This window comes from Streptomyces longhuiensis (genome assembly GCF_020616555.1).
Classification (GTDB): domain Bacteria; phylum Actinomycetota; class Actinomycetes; order Streptomycetales; family Streptomycetaceae; genus Streptomyces; species Streptomyces longhuiensis.
The window spans coordinates 8,263,779-8,278,122 of sequence record NZ_CP085173.1 but is presented as its reverse complement, the minus strand read 5'-3'; the positions used below and the strand labels follow the sequence as shown (position 1 = coordinate 8,278,122).

Here is a 14,344-nt window from a genome sequence, read left to right as displayed (position 1 = left end):
CGGCGGGCCACCCCACGTCCCGTTCCCGCGCTCAGACCCGGGAGCGGTAGAGCCCGAACCGGGCGATGTGCGGGCCGGTGCGGGTCTGCGTGATCCGCAGGCGCCACTCGCGGGCCGTCACCGGCGCCGGCAGGACCAGGACGCGGCTCGCGCCGATCGTCCCGGCCCGCGCCACCTCGGTCCAGGCGCCGCCGGACTTCGCCTCGACGACGAACTGCTCCACCTGCTGCCCGTGCCGGATGTCCTCGGCGAGCCGGATCCGGTCGACCTCCTGGGCGGTGCGCAGGTCGACGGTGCGGGTGCCCGCGCCGTCGTCGCGTACCCGGCCGCCGTCCGCCAGGTCCTCGGGCAGTTCGCGGTCGATACGCTCGCGGAACTCCCTGAGCCGCGCCACGTCCGCCGCGGGCAGCAGGCCGTCCGTGTCCGGCGGGATGTTGAGCAGCAGCACGGAGTTACGGCCCACGGACCGGAACCAGATGTCGGCCAACTGGTCGACGCTCTTGGGCTGTTGGTCCGCGTGGTAGAACCACCCGGGCCTGATGGACACGTCGCACTCGGCGGGCCACCACTGGAGGTACTGGGCCACGGACCGCGACTGCGCGAGCGCGTCACGGCTGCCCTGGTCCGGCGCGTCGTAGCGCAGTGCGTAGTCGACGCTTCCGTTGCCCGAGTCCTTGACCGGGACGACGCTCCACTCGTCCTCGCGGGCCAGCCCGCCCTCGTTGCCGACCCAGCGCACGTCCGGTCCGCGCACGGCCATGGTGGCGCCGGGGGCGAGCGCGCGGATCACCGCGTACCAGCTGTCCCAGTCGTACGTCTCGACCTTGTCCGGCGGGATGCGGCCCTGCGCGCCGTCGAACCACACCTCGTCGACGGGCCCGTACTCGGTGAGCACCTCGTAGAGCTGGTTGAGCATGTGGGCGCCGTAGTCGGTCGCGTCGAGGGTGAACGTGCGCGGGTCGTCGCCGGCCCGGTCGTCGCCGTCGACGAGCGTGGGGATGGTGCGGGCGGACCGCTTGCTGCCGTTGGCGTAGACGCCGTCGAGGTACTGGTTCTCGTCCGCGGGCGAGATGTAGACGCCGACCTTGATGCCGTACTTGCGCATGGAGTCGGCGAAGGAGCGCAGCACGTCGCCCTTGCCACTGCGCCAACTGCTCGACGCGACGCTGTGCTTGGTGTAGCGGGACGGGTAGAGGACGAAGCCGTCGTGGTGTTTGACCGTGAGGATGGCGAGCTTGAAGCCGCCGTCGCGCAGCGCGCGTGCCCACTGGTCGGTGTCGAGGCCCGTCGGCTGGAAGACGTTCGGGTCCTCGTCGCCGGTGCCCCATTCGAGGCCGGTGAAAGTGTTCACGCCGAAGTGCAGGAAGGCGGTCTTCTCCAGGCTCTGCCAGGCGATCTGACGCTTCGTCGGGCGTACGCGGGAGGCCTTGGCGACCAGTTCCTCCGGGGAGTCCGTGGCGCTGATGGGGATGCGGTAATGGGGTTCTGCCGCCGTGGTGCCGGTCGCCGCCGGGGCGGCCAGGGCGAGGGAGTTGCTCGACGCGGCCACGGCCGTGGTCGCGGCGGCGGCCAGGAAGAGTCGTCTGCTGGCGGTCATCTGCGGGTGGGATCCCTTCGGGTCAGCGCTGGGTCAGGGTCCAGATGGTCGGGGTCTGCTGGTCGGGCGGGTTCTGCACGAGACGTCCGTCCGATGTCGCGTCCAGGGTCATGCGTGTGAGGGCGTTGGTGAGCACGTAGCCACGGCCGGAGCGGGACGCCTGCCAGCGCTGGAGGGTGCTCTTCGCGTCGCAGGTCTCCTGCGTGACCGCCGAGCCGGGCTGCAGCGGCACGTTCAGGGTGAGCTTTCCGCTGCGGGTCTCCAGACAGTTGCCGGTCTCGGTCGACCTGAGGGTCAGATAGCCGTCCGGGGTGCGGGTGACCTCGAAGCCCGCCGCCCGAGTACGGTGGCGCGTGTCGGCGACGGTGTACGTGCCGTCGGTGACGGGCGGCCGTGTCAGGTCCCGTTGCCCAGGTGCCCGGCCGACGGCCTCCGCCCGTGCGGTGAAGCCGGCGTACGTCGCGTCGGGGTGCGGGTCGCTCCACGTCGCCTGCGCGATATGGCTCAGGGGCAGCCGGGCCGCCTGCGCGACCTCGTTCTCCGTCTCGCCGCGCCCGTTGTCGGGCCACAGGCTGATCTTGGCGCCGGTGACGCCGTCGCGTGAGGCGAGCTTCTCGCCCTCGAAGCTGCGCGGGTCCCACTGCTCGTCGTAGAGCTTCTGCGTGTCGGTGTGGAAGCCGCCGCGTATGAGGTAGAGGGAGTAGGCGGCGTTCATCACGGGGTAGCCCTGCGCGATCAGCTCGCTGGGCTTCACCTTGACGCCGAGCCAGTGCTCGACGGTCGTACCGGCCGTCACCGGGACGGTGTTGGCGCCGGTCAGGCCGTCGTTCCAGATGCGCAGCCGCTTGCCCTTGCTCGCGGCGTACGCGTCGACGCGGTTGACGAAGTCGATGAACGCGTCCTGCGGCGTGGCGTTCTCGCCGTACTTCTTCTTCGCGTACGCGGCGATCTGCGGGTACTTGGCGAAGTCCGAGCCGAGCATGTACTCGTCGGCGCCCATGTGCCACCACTTGGCGGGGAACACCTCGCCGTACTCGTCGATGAGGCTCTTGTAGTAGTCGAAGGCCGCGGGTTCGGTGATGTCGAGGCGGGACGGCTGCGGCTTGCCGTCGGAGTCGGTGAGCTGGAGGTCGGGGCGGTTCTCGATCCAGGGGTCCATGTGGCCCGGGGAGTTGATCTCCGGAACGATGGTGACGTGGTACTTCTCGCCGAGTGCGACGAGGCGGCGGATCTCGCTCTTGGTGTAGTACCCCCAGGTGTTGGCCTCGGGGTGCCGGTCGCTCTTCACCTTCAGCTCGACGAGCAGCTGGTTGAGCTTGTGGTACGCCATGTCGCGCACCAGGTTCTCCATCCAGTCCGTGGAGATGTGCACGTAGCAGGCGCAGACGCCGACGCCGCGTTCTTTGTACCGGGGCACGTCGACGGTGCGTCCGGCCGGCACCCGGTCGCTCCGGGCGAGGAGCTGGAGGAGGGTGCGGGTGCCGTAGAACGCCCCCGCCTCGGCCGCTCCGGTGATCTCGAGCCGCTGTGCGGCGCGGAGTTCGTAGCCCTCGGCGCCCAGGGACCCGCTCCGTGACGGCTCGACGTCGACAACGATGTCGCCGGTACGGGACGGACCACCGGTGACCGGCACGGTGCCCTTGCCCGCGGCGTGCAGGTCATCGGCGAGGGTGGTGGCGACGCGGCGCGAGGCGGCGTCGTGCGCGACCAGGCGGGCCCCGGGGCCGTAGGAGTAAGTGCCTTGCCCTGGCGTCCAGTTGGTCAGACTCGGCAAGGTCTGGGGTACGGGGTCCTGGGGTGCCGCCCGCGCCAGGGGGGCCGGTGCCGCGAGCAGCAGGAACGCCGCTACGGTGCCGATCAGTCGGTGTCTGCCTCGCCAGGGCGCCATCTTGGAGCTCGGATCCGTCATGAGATCCGATGATTCAAGCCTCCCAGTGGAGTGTCAATGGATCCTTCCCAGCAATCGCTTGGACATCTCGCAAAACTCATCCGATGAATCCTGCGCCTGGCGCTGCCGATAGCACAGCGGGTGGCGGACCCCCAGGCCCGCCACCCGCCGCTGCTCGCTCACGGGGTCACCCCGGCACGTCTCAGCCCTTCCACTCCACCTTGAACACCCACACGTGCTCGCCCGCCGCACGCGCCGCCGCCGGCACGTCCACGACGAACGACCCGCCCTTGGTGCGCCAGTTGAGCGGCCGGTCGTGGCCGAGCATCGTGACCTTGTCGCCGGGCCTGACCGGTACGGCCGCCTCGACGGTGAGCTGCGCGCCCGGCTCGGCGAGCGAGTGGATGTAGAAGGCCTTGTTCGGCCTGACCGTGAACCGCAGGTCCTCGCCGAGCTGCGCCATCCGCGACCAGTAGGTGGTGTCGTAGATGGCCTCGCCGTTGGTCTTGAGCCAGTGGCCCGTCTCGCGCAGCCGGGTCTGCATGATCTCCGGGATGGTGCCGTCGGCGCGCGGCCCGATGTCGAGGAGGAAGTTGCCGTTCTTCGACACGATGTCGACGAGGCTGTGCACGACCTCTTCGGTGCTCATGTAGCGGTCGTCGGGCGTCTCGGCGTTGTAGCCGTAGCTGTACGGGTCGAGTCCGCGGCTCGACTCCCACTTCGCGACGACGGTGTTGTCGTACGTCGTGTACTCGGGCGTCGTGAAGTCGTGGAAGCCGATCCCGGAACGGTTGTTGACGGCGACCTCGTAGGGCTTCGGGCGGTTCTTGCCGTGGTTGAAGAACTCGGCGAGGACGTTGTGCGAGTCGTTGACGCCGCCGATGTCGCACCACAGGAGCTGCGGGTCGTAGTCGTGGATCAGCTCCAGCATCTGCGGGGCCTGGAAGCCCTTCACGTAGTCCTTGCCGGACGTGTAGCCGGTGTAGGGGACGGGCTCCAGGGTGTAGGGGTTGCGCGGGGCGTGCCCCATCCACGGGTTGTCCGGGTTGAACCACTCGGGCATCGAGAAGTACAGGCCGCGGTGCAGCTCCGGTGTGTAGCGGCGGGACGCGTCGAAGAGCTCCTTGATGATGTCCCGCTTGGGGCCCATCTTCACGGAGTTGCGGTCCGACAGCTTGGTGTCCCAGAGCGCGAAGCCCTCGTGGTGCTTGGAGGTGAGGACGTGGTACTGGGCGCCCGCGTCCCGGAACAGCTCCACCCACGCGCGCGGGTCCCACTTCTTCGCGGTGAACATCGGGATGAAGTCGTCGTACGCGAAGTCCTCGCCGTACGTGGCCTTGTGGTGGGCGTACGTCGGGTTGTTCGGGTCCTGCATCTGGTCCCAGTACCACTCGGCGTACTGCTTGCCGACCGGCGCCCACGCGGGCACCGAGTAGACGCCCCAGTGGATGAAGATGCCGAACTTCGCGGAGTGGAACCAGTACGGGGCCTGGTGTCCGGAGAGCGACGCGTCGGTCGGCTCGTAGTCGGGGACGCCGAGCGTGAGCTTCCTGGAGCTGGCCGCGGCCTGGTGCCCGCGCCCGGTGGCGACGACCTTGCCGTCCTGGACGGTGCCGCGCGCGGTGCCCGCGCGGTTGCGGATGCCGACGCGGACGCGGGCCTGCTCACCGGGGGCGAGGCGCGTGACGCGGGCGGGCTCGACGGTGCGCGCGCCGGGGACGTCGACGCTGACGGTGAGGGCGTCGGCGGTGACGATGCCGACGGTGCCCGCGTTCACGACGGTCGCCTCGACGCTCTGCGCGCCGGTCGACTCCAGGAGCGAGAACGTGGAGTGCGCGTCGCGCAGCGCGAGCGCCCGGCCCTGCGCGGCGGGCTGCAGCGAGAGCGCGAAAACGTGCAGGGCGGTCTTGTTCGCCTCGGCCGGGTTGAGCTTCGGCAGAGTGATCGCGACGGCCTCGCGCTGCGGGTCGAGGGGTATCTCGCTGGTGCCGATGCCGACGCGGCTGGTGTCCTTGGTGCCGTCGGGCTTGTAGCGGTAGGCGGCGGAGAGCGGGCCGCCGGAGGAGTACCAGTCGGCGCCGCCGAGCCCGGCGCTCGCGGTGGAGCCGTCGGCGTAGTGGACGGTCGCGCTGCCGGACGCGTTGCCGTAGCTGCCGGCGGTCAGGAACAGGGCGGACAGGTAGCGGCCCTTGGGAAGGTCGACGCGCTGCCCCATGGCCACGATGTTGTTCTTGGCGCCCGCCGCCGACGACGGGAAGACGTAGGCGATCCCGTCGAGTTCGACGGGTCCCGCGGGCAGTTGCTCGCCGGGGAAGGTGTAGCCGCTGCCGTCGAAGTCGCCTCCGCGGGCGGCCGAGGTGTCGACGCCGTCGTTGTCGAAGTGGGCGTCGAGCGGAACGGGCACCGGGTCGGGGACGGGGCCCCAGACGGCGTCCGCGGACGCGGTCCGGGCGGTGGCCGCCGCGTCGGACGCGACCGCCGGACCGGCGGCGGCGAGCGGCACCGCGGCCGCGGCTGCCACGGCTGCGGCCGTCCCGAGGACCTGGCGTCTTGGGTACGAACTCATACTCAGCACTCCCTGATGCGGCTCAAGGCTGGGCATTCATCGGAGGTCTGATGATGGTGGGGGTCCGAGAGCGCGTCAATGGGCCGCGCAGAGGCGGTAGTTGAGAGAGTGATCCGATGACCGCTCATCGGCACCCGACCCAGAGCGGCACCCGCAACGAATGTCCGAAAACGGTCGTCTGTCAGCGCGTGCGAAGAAGGCGCGAAACCGGTCTCCAGGGACCTGACACGGTCGGGGACCGACGCGCCACAGCGCGCGGTACATGATGCGCAGCCCCACCCGGCCGTGCCGGGCGTGCTCGTACGCGTCCGGGACCATGCTCAGGATCGTGAAGCCGAGGGAGGTGCACAGGCGGACGGCGGGGTCGGTCTCGACGACCGTGTTGAACATCATGCCGCGCCGGCCGTCGGCCTTCGCGCGCTCCAGGACGCGCTCGGCGAGGGCGCGCCCGATCCCGCGTCCGCCTCGGGCGGGGTCGACCATGAAGCCCGCGTCGGCGATGCCGGCGGCGGGACCGCCGTAGTCCGGCGCGCCGTGGGCCGAGCCGACGACGGCGCCGTCCGCCTCGACGACACACGCACGCTTGCCCGGACCCATCCACAGGGTCCGGGCCTGCGCCTCGGGGGTGTTCGGGTCCCAGGCGTACATCTCGCGGGATCCGACGATCTGCCGCCGGAACGGCCAGATCTGCGCCCAGTCCTTGTCCTGTGCGTCCCTGATCAGCGTGTACGTGAGTCTGGCACGCGGCCGGTCAGGGACGGATACGGAGCCGGGGGGCCGGTCAGTCCACGCTCGGGAGGATGTGGGGCTCCGCGAGGTCGTCCTCGTAGCCCGCGAGCCTGATCGGGGCCGAGCGGGCCCACACGTCGAGGCTGCCCAACTTCTCGGGCCGCCGGCCTGCGCGCTCCGTGCGTTCTCGGGGGCGCTGCTCGCGATTCATCTTCTCTGGTGTCACCGCGCACTCCTTGTGTGTCGGGTAACCCTGTCCGGCGCGCCGCCCCGGCGTTCCCGTCGGGCGTCCGGCGCCCGGTCGGGCCTGGTTTCGATACCGGTTCGGGCGCGGTGGCGCCGGTTTTCTGCATGGGCGGCCCGGGATGGGGCCGTCCCGCGACGGACCACGGGTACTGGTAGGACCACGTTGTGCTGTCCGTCGGCTACAGACAGAGTAACCATATGAGCAGGACCCCGCTCGATGGGGCCGAAACCAGAGAGACGGCTGGGGGTCGCCGGGGATTCATTCGGCCACCGGCGACAGGACACCCGACTGGGCGACGGCTACGTGGGGTCCGGCCGTGCCGTGTTGATCGATCGCCCCGGATCCTCGGTCGGCTCGGCCGACGGCTGGGAGGTCACATCGGGCGAACCGGAGGGCTCTGCGGGGTTCGGAGCGGGTGGCAGCACGCCTCCCGGGGGCGGCGGTCCGGTGGGGCTGGCGGTGGCGGTGCCCGCGGCCTCGTTCGCGATGGCGTCGAAGTCCACGTCGCCCGTGTTCTCCAGCATCGTGATGTGGTCGAGGACGGTCTGGTTGGCGTCGGTGGCGAGCTCGCGGACCAGGGTGTTGCGGGTGGTGTGGCGGACCTGGGCGATCAGGGCGAAGACCTTGCCGTGGGAGTCGCGCAGCAGGTTGGCGAACTTGTTCTCGTAGTCCTTGCCGCTCGCGGCGGTCAGCTGGTCGAGCCAGCCCTGCTGCTGCGGGTTGGGCTGGTTCGGCAGCTCCACGCCGAGCCGGCCCGCGACCGAGCGGACACGCTTGTCGAGGTCGGTGTGGCCGACGACGAGGTGATCGCCCGCCATCCTGATCGCCTGCGTCGGCGCCCGCTCCATGGCCTGCTGGCCGGCCGGTATCTCCCAGAGCCCGGCGAGCCGCACCTTGACCAGGAAGTCCCGGTCGGTGGCCGACAGGGGGCCCCACTGGGTGGCCACGCTGCCCGCGTTCAGGTTGGCCGCCCCGGTGCCCGAGCGGTCGGCGTACGACCAGATCGGAAAGGCGAGCGCGCCCAGGGTGGCGACCAGGGCGGCGAAGATGAGCGCGGTCCCGTTGATGCGTCGCAAGCAATCCTCCCGATACCGGCGTCAACTCGCCTCGAGGGCGAGCTACTTGTTGGTACGGGAGGGTACGGACGTGACGGGGGTGGCGTTCAGACTTTCGCGCCCCTTTTTTTGCCTATCCCCAGAGAGCGTCGGCGAGTGCGACCCCCGCGAAGGCCGCGCCGAGACCGGCGGCGACGCTCGCGGCCACGTTGGCCACGGCGAAGAGCCGCGCCCCGTCCTCGCCCAGGCGGAAGGTCTCGTACGAGAACGTCGAGTACGTGGTCAGGGCCCCGCACAGACCCGTGCCGATGAGCAGCTGCACCTGCGACGAGGCGGCGCCCGCGGCGACGGCTCCGGTCAGCAGGCCGAGCACGAGGCTGCCGCAGACGTTCACCGTGAACGTCCCCCACGGGAAGACGCTGTCGTGGCGGGTCTGCACGGCCCGGTCGGTGAGATAGCGCAGGGGTGCGCCGACCATCGCGCCGGCGATCACGAGGAGCCAGTTCACGCCCGCGTTCCGTCCTTCTCCCGGCCCACGTACCGGATGACCTCGCAGTCGTCGAGCATGACCAGGCCCTGCGACACCAGCTCGTCCAGCTCCGGCAGGAACGCGCGGACCCGCGCCTCGGTGTCGACGATCACGACGGCCACGGGCAGGTCCTCGCTGAGCGAGAGCAGCCGCGAGGTGTGGATCAGGGACGACGCCCCGAACCCCTCGATGCCGCGGAAGACGCTCGCCCCCGCGAGTCCCGCCTTGTGCGCCCGGTGCACGATCTCGCTGTACAGGGGCTTACGCCGCCACGTGTGGTTCTCGCCGACGAAGACCGTCAGCCGCAGGGCACGTCCGGTCAGTCGCGTCATCGCTTCCTCCACGCCAGTACGCGGCGCGTCAGCGCCACTCCGAGCCCGACGGCGGCGAGCGCCGCCAGGAGCGTCGCCGCGAGGTAGACCAGGCCCGTACGGACCCGGCCACTGTCCACCAGGTGCTGGATGTCCACCGCGTACGTCGAGAACGTGGTGAAGCCGCCCAGGACGCCGGTGCCGAAGAACGGCCGCACCAGGCGGTGCGCCGCCCACACATCGGTGATGATCACCATGAAGGCGCCGATCACGAAACAGCCGAGCGCGTTCACCCACATCGTCGTCCAGGGAAACGCGCCGGGCGACGTGGGCCACAAAAGCGCGGCGCCGTAACGGGCGCAGGCACCCACGGCGCCGCCGAGCGAGACGACCGCCACGATCGGGCCCTGCGCCCGCAGCCCCGCGCGCCGCTGAGCCGGCACGCGCAGATCAACGTCCGGGTCACGGGGATCGTCCACCGCCGGGGACTGCCCACCTGCCATCCGTACCCGTCTCCTTCTCGGCCCCGGCGCCGTGCCACCACTGAAGATCACTGCCTCCGGCCACCCTATCGCCGGCCCGGACGCGCCGTTAATGTCCCGTTGTCCCCGGCGAAAGATGGCCATGGTGTCCTTCCGGAACACCGGCATACGGGTCCCAGGGAGGAGTCACACATGACACGGGTCGAGCTGAGCGGCGTCGACGAGCTGATGGATCTCCTGCACGCCTGCCGCGGCGCGTGGGACACCCCCGACCGCAGCGGCGACCCCGTCGACCTGCACGACCACGCGCTGCAGACCGCCGCGCTGCTGCGCCGCGGCCACCCCAGCGACAAGGAGCTCCAGCTCGCGGGGCTCGTCCACGACATAGGCCACCTGCTGCGCCCCGGCGACGACGCGGGCCACGCGGACACGGCGGCGGCCGCCGTGCGGGGGCTGCTCGGGGAGCGGGTCGCGCGCCTGGTGCAGCTGCACGTCCCGGCCAAGCGCTACCTGGCGGCGTCGGACCCGGCGCGCGGTCTGTCGCCGCAGAGCGCGCTGACGCTGGAGACGCAGGGCGGGCCGATGACGCCCGAGGAGGCGGCGGCGTTCGCCCATGACCCGTTGGCCGACGACGCGGTGACGCTGCGTCAGGCGGACGACGCGGGCAAGGTGGTGGGCCTCGACGCCGGGGTCATGGAGGACTGGCGGCCAGTGGTGGAGCTGGTGGCGCAGGGGTATCGGTCGGCCAACTTCACACCATCCCTACGTAGTTGACGTGTCGGACTGACGCTCTGTCATGAGACCGTACGGCCCATGACTTCGGAGCTCTCGCTGGAAGGCAGGGTCGCCGTCGTGACCGGGGGGTCGCGGGGCATCGGCCGGGCCGTCGCCGTGGCGCTCGCGGAGGCCGGGGCGCGGGTGTGTGTGACGGCGCGCGATCCGGACGGGGTCCGCGAGACCGTCGCCGCGCTGACGAAGAGCGGGGCCGAAGCCGTGGGGCTGGCCGGGTCCGTCGCCGATCCCGCGCATCTGTGGGAGCTGACGGAGCGGGCGCTCGACGCGTACGGCCGACTGGACATCCTGGTGAACAACGCCGCCACCAACGCACCGTACGGGCCGCTGATGGAGGCGGATCCGCAGGCGTGGCGCGAGGCGTTCACGGTCAACGTGGAGGCGCCGCTGCGGCTGGTGCAGTGCGCCTGGCGGGCCTGGATGTCGGAGCACGGCGGGGCCGTGGTGAACATCTGCACCGAGGGCGCCGGGCACGTCGGCCCCCGCGTGGGCGCGTACGGCACCAGCAAGGCGGCGCTGCTGCACCTGACGCAGCAACTCGCGGGCGAACTGGCCCCGTCGGTGCGGGTCAACTCCGTCTCGCCCGGGCTCGTCCGCACGGAGATGGCGCGCTTCGTGTGGGAGCACGCCGAGGAGTCCGTGGCGACGGGGCTGCCGCTGGGCCGGATCGGGGAGCCGGAGGACGTGGCCAGGGCGGTGCGCTGGCTGGTGTCGGACGAGGCGGCCTGGGTGACGGGCGCCGACCTCCTGGTGGACGGCGGAACCAGGGTCAGGGCCGCGTCGCCGGGCCTGACCGATGCCGTCCACCAGCAGCTCCGTCACCGGCTGCCGGGCATGCCCTAGGGGATTACCACTTGCCGGGCGCGTAGTCCTTCAGGAAGACGCCGTACAGGTCCTCGCCGGCCTCGCCGCGGACGACCGGGTCGTAGACGCGGGCCGCGCCGTCGATCAGGTCGAGGGGGGCGTGGAAGCCCTCGTCGGCGAGGCGCAGCTTGTCGTAGTGCGGGCGCTCGTCGGTGATCCAGCCGGTGTCGACCGAGGTCATGAGGATGCCGTCGGTCTGGAACATCTCCTGGGCGCTGGTCCGCGTCACCATGTTCATGGCGGCCTTCGCGGCGTTCGTGTTCGGGTGCCCCGCGCCCTTGTAGCCACGGCCGAAGACGCCCTCCATCGCCGAGACGTTCACGACGTAGGCGCGTCCGCTCGACGCCTTCTTCGCGGCGTCGGCCATCGCCGGGCGCAGCGCGCTGATCAGGATGAACGGCGCCGTGTAGTTGCACAGCTGGGTCTCGAGGAGCTCCACCGGGGAGATCTGCTCGATCGTCTGCACCCACGTGTTGCTCTCGACGACGTCCGGGACGAGGCCGCCCGCGTCGATGGCGCTGCCGTCGCGGTGCCGGGCGACGCTGGCGTTGCCCGCGACCAGGGCGAGATCGGCGACCTTCTGGGCGTCTATGCCGGAGATGCCGGCGGGCAGCGCGGTCAGGCCGTCGACCGCGCCGGAGTTGAACGCGCCGATGACGTGGTGGGCGGGCAGCTCGCCGGCCGGCAGCGGGGCGCTCTCGCCGTCGACGAGAGCGGCGTACGCGGAGGGCAGCCGGCGTACGGTCTGCGTCGCGTTGTTGATGAGGATGTCCAGCGGGCCCTGCTCGGCGACCTGCTCGGCCAGGGCCACGGCCTGGGCGGGGTCACGCAGGTCGATGCCGACGACCTCGAGGCGGTCCATCCAGTCCGCCGAGTCGTCCATCGCCTTGAAGCGGCGGATGGCGTCCTTGGGGAACCGCGTCGTGATCGTCGTGTGCGCGCCGTCACGCAGCAGGCGCAGCGCGATGTACATGCCGATCTTGGCGCGGCCGCCGGTGAGCAGGGCGCGCTTGCCGGAGAGGTCGGCGCGGATGTCGCGCTTGGCGCGGTTCACGGCGGCGCACTCGGGACAGAGCTGGTGGTAGAAGTAGTCGACCTCGACGTACCGGGCCTTGCAGGTGTAGCAGGAGCGGGGACGCTGGAGTATGCCCGCGAGCTTGCCCTCCTGGACCTGCGAGGACGGCAGGAGGCCCTCGGTCTCGTCGTCGATGCGCTCGGCGGAGCCGGTCGCGGTCGCCTCGGTGACGGCCTTGTCGTGGGCGGTCTTCGCGGCGCGGCGCTCCTGGCGGCGGCGCTGCTTCACGGTCCGGTAGACACCGGCCGTGGCCCGCCGGACCTGGATCGCGTCGGGGTGGTCGACATCCAGCTTGTCGAGTTCGTCGAGCACGCTCAGGCAGACGGCGAGCCGCTCGGGGTCGATCCCGGGGCCGAACGACTCCTGCGACACCACCGTGGCGTCGGTGGCGCCCATCGGGCTGTCCTCTGTCATCGTCATCGCCGCTGCGTTCCTCGCGTCACTCGGACCGCGGCGTGCTGTGAGGGACCGCGGATACTCCCAAAAGGCGGAACCTTACAACGTGCTGTCGACATTCCGCCAAGTGGGCAGTTTATCCCGCTCCAGGACCCGGCCCGGAACGCCGGGTCCTGGAGCCCGGTCCGGTGGGGCCGCGGTGCGAAGCGGCCCCTCCCCCGTAACAGCGGTGCGAGGCGGCCCTAACCCCGTAACAGCGGTGCGAAGCCGCCCCTCCCCCGCGGCGGAGGAGCCTCAGAGCCCCCGTTCCGTCTCGCACACCCTCACCAGGGCCGCGAGTTCCTCGCGGATGCCGGTCGCGAGTACGTCCAGGTCGGGGACCGCGGCCGCGTCGGCGACCAGACCGTAGTGCACGCGCCCCCGGTACGTGGACACGGCCACGGCGAGGGACTGGCCCTGGGCCAGCGGAGCGAGCGGGTAGACCTCGGTGAGCGGGCAGCCGCCGAGCCGCAGGCCGAGGCTCGGCAGCGGCACGCTCGTGACCAGGATGTCGAACAGGAGCCGGGCCGCGTGGGCGACGACGGGCCCGCCGATCAGGTGGCCGAGCGGCGGCACATGGTCGGCGAGCAGGGCCACGGCGCCGGCGCCGCGCTGCGGGCCCGCGTCCTTGTTGTGGTCCATGGCCGTACGGACCGAGCGCAGCCGGGCCAGCGGGTCGCCCTCGTCGACGGGGAGCTTCACCAGGTAGCCGGAGAGCCGGTTGCCCTGGGGGTGGGCCGTGCGGGGACGGCGCCGCGAGACGGGGATCAGGGCTCGCGGGCGCACTCCTTCGCTGCCGTTGCCGCGCTCGTCGAGCCAGCGCCGCAGGGCCCCGGCCACGACGGCGATGAGGACGTCGTTGACGGTGCCGCCGACCGTCTTGCGGACCCGGTGCACATCGTCGAGTTCCAGGACGACGCCCTCCGTGCGGCGGGTGCCCGTGGCGGTCGAGGAGAAGGCGGCCGAGGTGTGCACGTCCCAGGTGGCACGGACGACGGAGGTGCCGATGTCGAGGGCCGTGACAGCGTCGGCGGCGCTGTCCCGCAGGAGGCCGGGCAGCTTGCGCGGGTCGAGGTCGCCGAGCCGGAGGTCACGCATGCCGGGGAACGGCAGCCGGAACCCGCGGGGTGCCTCGGCGGCGGGCGGCGTCCGGGAGACGGGCAGGTCCATCGGGTCCATCACCCCGGCGGCGAGCGTCAGCGCCCGCAGCCCGTCGGCCAGTGCGTGGTGGAACTTGAAGAGGACGGCGAACGAGGTGCCGTCCGCACCCGGCAGGACATGTGCCTCCCACGGGGGCCTCGCCCGGTCGAGCGGCCGCTCCATCAGGGCGCCGGCCGCCGCGTGGAAGTCCGCGGTGGGCTCGTTGAGCCGTACGTGGTCGAGCGGGTCGAAGTCGGGTACAGGCACGCGTGCCGCGCCGCCGACGGGGATCCGCACCCCTTGGATGCGCATCCGCAGTCCGGGGACGGCGGGAGCGCGGGCGGCGAGGAGCTCCACCGCGTGCCGGGCGTCGCCCGGCGATCCCGCGGCGAACACCCCCAACGCACCCAGGTGCATCGGGTGTTCGGCGGTCTCGATGTTCCAGAACGCCAGGTCGAGTGGCGCGAGGAGGTCCGGGCTCGGCGCGGGCCGAGAGTGCTGGGACTGCTGAGAGTTCACTGAGGCCGCTCTCGCATCGACGACGGGGGAAAGCAGTCAACCGCTCTCCGGTGATTACGGTCAAGTACGATCAAGCTACACACAGTAAACAACAGATTAAGACCCGCCCCTTCTG

At 71.3% G+C, this 14,344-nt stretch carries 12 protein-coding genes and 1 pseudogene; 2 read left to right on the top strand and 11 right to left on the bottom strand.

What is annotated here, in order from left to right; translation table 11 throughout:
• Nucleotides 1–31: 31 nt before the first annotated feature.
• The 9 genes and pseudogenes from LGI35_RS37715 to crcB (LGI35_RS37675) form a co-directional block, all read right to left on the bottom strand.
• Entirely contained in the window at nucleotides 32–1,597 is a 1,566-nt protein-coding gene (locus tag LGI35_RS37715) for an alpha-L-fucosidase (RefSeq protein WP_227298875.1), read from the bottom strand.
• A gap of 22 nt (nucleotides 1,598–1,619) precedes the next feature.
• Nucleotides 1,620–3,506, bottom strand: a complete 1,887-nt coding sequence (locus LGI35_RS37710) for a family 20 glycosylhydrolase (RefSeq protein WP_227298873.1) — start codon at nucleotides 3,504–3,506, stop codon at nucleotides 1,620–1,622.
• Between the two features lie 181 nt (nucleotides 3,507–3,687).
• The gene (locus LGI35_RS37705) at nucleotides 3,688–6,051 is read right to left on the bottom strand and encodes an alpha-L-fucosidase (protein ID WP_227298871.1); all 2,364 of its coding nucleotides are present in this window, start codon (nucleotides 6,049–6,051) and stop codon (nucleotides 3,688–3,690) included.
• Nucleotides 6,052–6,300: 249 nt separating this feature from the next.
• A pseudogene (locus LGI35_RS37700) lies at nucleotides 6,301–6,774 on the bottom strand (N-acetyltransferase family protein); the annotation flags it as partial.
• Between the two features lie 58 nt (nucleotides 6,775–6,832).
• A complete protein-coding gene (locus LGI35_RS37695; RefSeq protein ID WP_227298869.1) occupies nucleotides 6,833–7,006 on the bottom strand; it encodes a hypothetical protein in 174 nt (57 codons plus the stop codon).
• Nucleotides 7,007–7,326: 320 nt separating this feature from the next.
• Nucleotides 7,327–8,103, bottom strand: a complete 777-nt coding sequence (locus LGI35_RS37690) for a DUF4142 domain-containing protein (RefSeq protein ID WP_227298867.1) — start codon at nucleotides 8,101–8,103, stop codon at nucleotides 7,327–7,329.
• Between the two features lie 112 nt (nucleotides 8,104–8,215).
• Nucleotides 8,216–8,590 carry a fluoride efflux transporter CrcB gene (gene crcB / locus LGI35_RS37685; protein ID WP_227298865.1) on the bottom strand — a complete coding sequence of 125 codons (375 nt, stop codon included), beginning with the start codon at nucleotides 8,588–8,590 and terminating at the stop codon, nucleotides 8,216–8,218.
• Entirely contained in the window at nucleotides 8,587–8,943 is a 357-nt protein-coding gene (locus tag LGI35_RS37680) for a DUF190 domain-containing protein (protein ID WP_116506109.1), read from the bottom strand. The genes crcB (LGI35_RS37685) and LGI35_RS37680 overlap by 4 nt, the downstream gene beginning before the upstream one ends.
• Nucleotides 8,940–9,425 carry a fluoride efflux transporter CrcB gene (gene crcB / locus LGI35_RS37675; RefSeq protein ID WP_227298863.1) on the bottom strand — a complete coding sequence of 162 codons (486 nt, stop codon included), beginning with the start codon at nucleotides 9,423–9,425 and terminating at the stop codon, nucleotides 8,940–8,942. Before crcB (LGI35_RS37675) ends, LGI35_RS37680 begins: the two co-directional genes overlap by 4 nt.
• Before the next feature lie 171 nt (nucleotides 9,426–9,596).
• Between crcB (LGI35_RS37675) and LGI35_RS37670 the strand changes: the two genes are divergently transcribed.
• Nucleotides 9,597–10,178 (top strand): inositol oxygenase family protein, encoded by a 582-nt coding sequence (locus tag LGI35_RS37670; protein ID WP_227298861.1) that lies wholly within the window; start codon nucleotides 9,597–9,599, stop codon nucleotides 10,176–10,178.
• A 39-nt stretch (nucleotides 10,179–10,217) separates the two neighbouring features.
• Nucleotides 10,218–11,039 carry an SDR family oxidoreductase gene (locus LGI35_RS37665; protein WP_227298860.1) on the top strand — a complete coding sequence of 274 codons (822 nt, stop codon included), beginning with the start codon at nucleotides 10,218–10,220 and terminating at the stop codon, nucleotides 11,037–11,039.
• Between the two features lie 4 nt (nucleotides 11,040–11,043).
• On the opposite strand, the gene LGI35_RS37660 is transcribed toward LGI35_RS37665, so the two are convergent.
• On the bottom strand, nucleotides 11,044–12,555 hold the full coding sequence (locus tag LGI35_RS37660) for an SDR family NAD(P)-dependent oxidoreductase (RefSeq protein ID WP_227298858.1): 1,512 nt from the start codon (nucleotides 12,553–12,555) through the stop codon (nucleotides 11,044–11,046).
• Between the two features lie 270 nt (nucleotides 12,556–12,825).
• On the bottom strand, nucleotides 12,826–14,229 hold the full coding sequence (locus LGI35_RS37655; protein WP_227298856.1) for a wax ester/triacylglycerol synthase family O-acyltransferase: 1,404 nt from the start codon (nucleotides 14,227–14,229) through the stop codon (nucleotides 12,826–12,828).
• Nucleotides 14,230–14,344: the final 115 nt, after the last annotated feature.

Excerpts from the sequence above, each read along its gene's own strand:
- LGI35_RS37715 (WP_227298875.1), bottom strand. The coding sequence starts at position 1,597 with ATGACCGCCAGCAGACGACTCTTCCTGGCCGCCGCCGCGACCACGGCC.
- LGI35_RS37710 (WP_227298873.1), bottom strand. The coding sequence starts at position 3,506 with ATGACGGATCCGAGCTCCAAGATGGCGCCCTGGCGAGGCAGACACCGA.
- LGI35_RS37705 (WP_227298871.1), bottom strand. The coding sequence starts at position 6,051 with ATGAGTTCGTACCCAAGACGCCAGGTCCTCGGGACGGCCGCAGCCGTG.
- LGI35_RS37680 (WP_116506109.1), bottom strand. The coding sequence starts at position 8,943 with ATGACGCGACTGACCGGACGTGCCCTGCGGCTGACGGTCTTCGTCGGC.
- crcB (WP_227298863.1), bottom strand. The coding sequence starts at position 9,425 with ATGGCAGGTGGGCAGTCCCCGGCGGTGGACGATCCCCGTGACCCGGAC.
- LGI35_RS37670 (WP_227298861.1), top strand. The coding sequence starts at position 9,597 with ATGACACGGGTCGAGCTGAGCGGCGTCGACGAGCTGATGGATCTCCTG.
- LGI35_RS37665 (WP_227298860.1), top strand. The coding sequence starts at position 10,218 with ATGACTTCGGAGCTCTCGCTGGAAGGCAGGGTCGCCGTCGTGACCGGG.
- LGI35_RS37660 (WP_227298858.1), bottom strand. The coding sequence starts at position 12,555 with ATGACGATGACAGAGGACAGCCCGATGGGCGCCACCGACGCCACGGTG.